A 3,579-nucleotide genomic window follows, 5' to 3' on the forward strand; every position below is an offset into this window, starting at 1 on the left:
GGGTGAAAAAATTGGAGGATTGGGCAGCCGTGCAGAAAGTGTACAAGCAGACAAAGTCCAAACGATCGACAGCGGATATTCTTGGCATATCCAGGAATACGGTAAAGAAACTTTTGTTATTAAGTATAAATCAATAATTGATGCAGTCTTATTAATCCTTGTTTATGCTGTTTTCTTAGAATCTTTAGGCTTTGGAAGCCTCTTCAATCGCCACAGCCACGGAAACAGTCGCGCCAACCATGGGGTTATTTCCCATTCCAATCAGACCCATCATTTCAACATGGGCAGGAACAGAGGAAGAACCGGCAAACTGAGCATCGGAATGCATCCGGCCCATGGTGTCGGTCATGCCGTAGGAAGCTGGACCGGAGCCCATGTTGTCAGGATGCAATGTCCGTCCGGTACCGCCGCCTGAGGCGACAGAGAAGAATTTCTTGCCCTGTTCAAGGGCTTCTTTCTTGTATGTTCCAGCCACGGGATGTTGGAAACGGGTGGGGTTGGTGGAGTTTCCGGTGATGGAAACATGAACGCCTTCGTAGTGCATGATGGCAACGCCTTCTTGAACGTCGTTGGAACCGTAGCAATTAACCGCGGCCCGTTCGCCAACGGAATAAGGGGTTCGTTCAACGATATTGAGTTCACCGGTGGCAAAATCATAATCGGTTTTTACATAAGTAAAACCGTTGATTCGGGAAATAATTAAAGCGGCGTCTTTACCCAGACCGTTTAAGATAACCCGGAGTGGTTTTTGACGAACCTTGTTGGCTGAACGGGCGATGCCGATGGCACCTTCAGCAGCGGCAAAGGATTCGTGGCCGGCCAGGAATGCAAAACATTCGGTATCTTCTCGTAAGAGTCGGGCACCCAGGTTACCATGGCCTAAGCCAACCTTGCGCTGTTCCGCAACCGAACCGGGAATACAAAAGGCTTGTAAGCCTTCGCCAACAACCTCGGCGGCATCCGCAGCATTGGTAATACCGCGTTTAATGGCCAGGGCAGCACCCAGGGTGTAAGCCCAACAGGCGTTGTCAAAGCAGATGGGCTGAATGCTGCGTACGATTTCAGCAACATCAATACCCTTGTCATCACAAATAGCCTTTGCCTCTTCAAGCGTGGCAATGCCATTGGCAGCTAAAACTTCTTCAATTTTAGCAATTCTTCTTTCATAACTTTCAAATAATGCCATGTGATTTCCTCCTATTCTTTTCTTGGATCGATGTATTTTACAGCATCGTCGAATTGTCCGTATTTACCAGAGGCTTTTTCCAAAGCGACATCCGGTGCTACGCCGTTATTGATACTTTCCATCATTTTACCAAGATGAACGAAGGAGTAACCAACAATTTCATCGTTTTTGTTCAAGGCCAGTTTTTGGATATAGCCTTCAGCAATTTCCAGGTAGCGCGGTCCCTTTGCAAGGGTACCGTAGGTGGTGCCAACGGTGCTGCGCAGGCCTTTGCCTAAATCTTCAAGGCCGGCTCCGATGGGGAGGCCTCCTTCAGAGAAAGCGGTTTGGGTACGGCCATAAACGATTTGTAAAAACAATTCACGCATGGCGGTATTAATAGCATCACAAACGAGGTCTGTATTTAATGCTTCTAAAATTGTTTTGCCGGGCATGATTTCAGCGGCCATAGAAGCAGAGTGAGTCATTCCAGAACAACCAATCGTTTCAATAAGACATTCCTGAATGATGCCTTCCTTTACATTAAGGGTAAGCTTACAGGCGCCCTGTTGCGGTGCACACCAGCCAACACCATGGGTTAAACCAGAGATATCGGTGACTTCTTTGGACTGAATCCACTTGCCCTCCTCTGGGATTGGTGCAGAACCGTGGTTCGCATTATTGCCAACGATACACATTCTTTTAATTTCGTGCGAATATTCCATTCATTAATCTCCCTTCGAAAAATTACTCTCTTTATTATAATCATAATATTTAAAAAGAAAACAGGTAAATTTTTGTTTTTCAACAAACTTAAGAAAAAATACCTTAAATAGACAAAAACTTCAATTGATGATTTGTTGAAAAAGGGATAGAATAAGAGCAGTGATTTAAAATAGGTGAATTATAGCTTAAATGAGATAGAGTATGATGATTAGGCAATCTTTGGATTGATTATGAAGGGATGGTTGAAAATGGAATTAAAAAACAAACTGAGTTTTGGAGCCAAACGCGTCGAATACCTGATGGAAGAGTATTTCGATCGCAATAAAGTCCTGGGCGATTGCAAGGCATGTCCCAATTATGCAAAGTACTGGTCCTGTCCTCCTTACGCCTTTGACGAAGCAATCTTCTTAAAACAATTTAAATACATGCACATCATCGGCCGGCAATTTATGGTGCCCCCGGAGGATATCCGCAATATCCGGGATCCTGAGGCCATTGCGACCTATTGCACCGAAAAGCTTCAGGCCATTAAGGTAATGACCTGGAAAACGCTGCTGGAGATCGAAAAAGAGGTCGATGGGGTTATGGGCCTGATTCCCGGGAATTGTCCGATCTGCGAGGCTCAGGGCCTGGAATGTGCCCGAAAAACCGGCGAAGCCTGCCGTAATTCCAAGCTGATGCGCTATTCCCTGGAATCCCTGGGCTTTAATGTGGTGGATCTGGTGAAATATGAGGTGGGAATGACCATCGAGTGGTCCCAGAATCAGCGCTTGCCCAAGGTCCTGACCTCGGTTTCGGCCATTTTATGCAACGAAGAAATCCCCAAAGAAATCTTAAAAAAATATTTTCCGGATAGAAAGAAAAGCTGGGAGCGATATGATAAAGACCAGCTTGACACCGGCTTTCATACCTCGGAAACCATTAAAACCTCGGAAACAATTCACGGCAGCGCCGCCCAGACCAAGGAAAACGCCAGAATTATTGATGATGAAATGCCCGCCTATCGCCCCCAGAAAAGCTGGGTTGGCTACAAAGCCGAAAAGAACCCCGAGGATGAGGTTGTCAAAAAAGGATACACGGTGACCATGCAGGAGGAAGAAGCCCAAAGCGAACCACTGCCGGAAGAAACCCTGGAAACTCTCGAAGAAGAGATGCATGCCGAAGTGAGTCCGGAAGCGGCCGCCGAAGTTTTTGAAGAGATCCCTGAAGCCGAAGAAGTCGTTGAGGAAAAGGATGATACCAATTATCAGTGGCTGGGCTTCAAAGCCGATCTGGACGATGACGAATTGGTTAAACGTCCGATCCCCAAAATGTCCGAGCTGATTCTCGAAGGCGAAGAGCTTCCGGAAGCGGAAGCAGTTACAGAGATTTCAGAACCGGCCGAAGCGGCTGTGGCTGAAGCAATACCGGAACCTGAAATTGAAGCAGTCGCAGAAATTCCAGAAGAGATCATCGAAGAAGTGACTGAAGAAGCAGCCGAAGAAGTGCCCGAAGAAGAGGATGATTCCAAATATCAATGGCTGGGGTATAAAACCAAGCTTGATGACGAGGATGAGCCTTTGGTCACCAAAAATACTTTGGGAGATTTAAATATTCCAAAATAAACAATAATTAATGGGATCCCTGGATCCCATTCTGTTTTTAGACAGTTAATAATAAAAAGCTGAGAAACTCAAAAGAAACGAACA

At 46.0% G+C, this 3,579-nt stretch carries 3 protein-coding genes; 1 reads left to right on the top strand and 2 read right to left on the bottom strand.

Translation table 11 applies throughout. From position 1 onward, the window contains the following. Positions 1–184: 184 nt before the first annotated feature. On the bottom strand, positions 185–1,186 hold the full coding sequence (locus tag AKG39_RS17890) for a GGGtGRT protein (protein ID WP_050741771.1): 1,002 nt from the start codon (positions 1,184–1,186) through the stop codon (positions 185–187). A gap of 11 nt (positions 1,187–1,197) precedes the next feature. Beyond that, positions 1,198–1,890: an iron-sulfur cluster assembly scaffold protein gene (locus tag AKG39_RS17895; protein WP_050741772.1), complete on the bottom strand. Its 693-nt coding sequence runs from the start codon at positions 1,888–1,890 to the stop codon at positions 1,198–1,200. Between the two features lie 249 nt (positions 1,891–2,139). On the opposite strand from AKG39_RS17895, the gene AKG39_RS17900 reads away from it, so the two are divergent. Next, positions 2,140–3,495, top strand: a complete 1,356-nt coding sequence (locus AKG39_RS17900) for a DUF2284 domain-containing protein (protein ID WP_050741773.1) — start codon at positions 2,140–2,142, stop codon at positions 3,493–3,495. Positions 3,496–3,579: the final 84 nt, after the last annotated feature.

Source organism: Acetobacterium bakii (assembly GCF_001263355.1).
In the GTDB taxonomy this organism is placed as follows: Bacteria; Bacillota; Clostridia; order Eubacteriales; family Eubacteriaceae; genus Acetobacterium; species Acetobacterium bakii.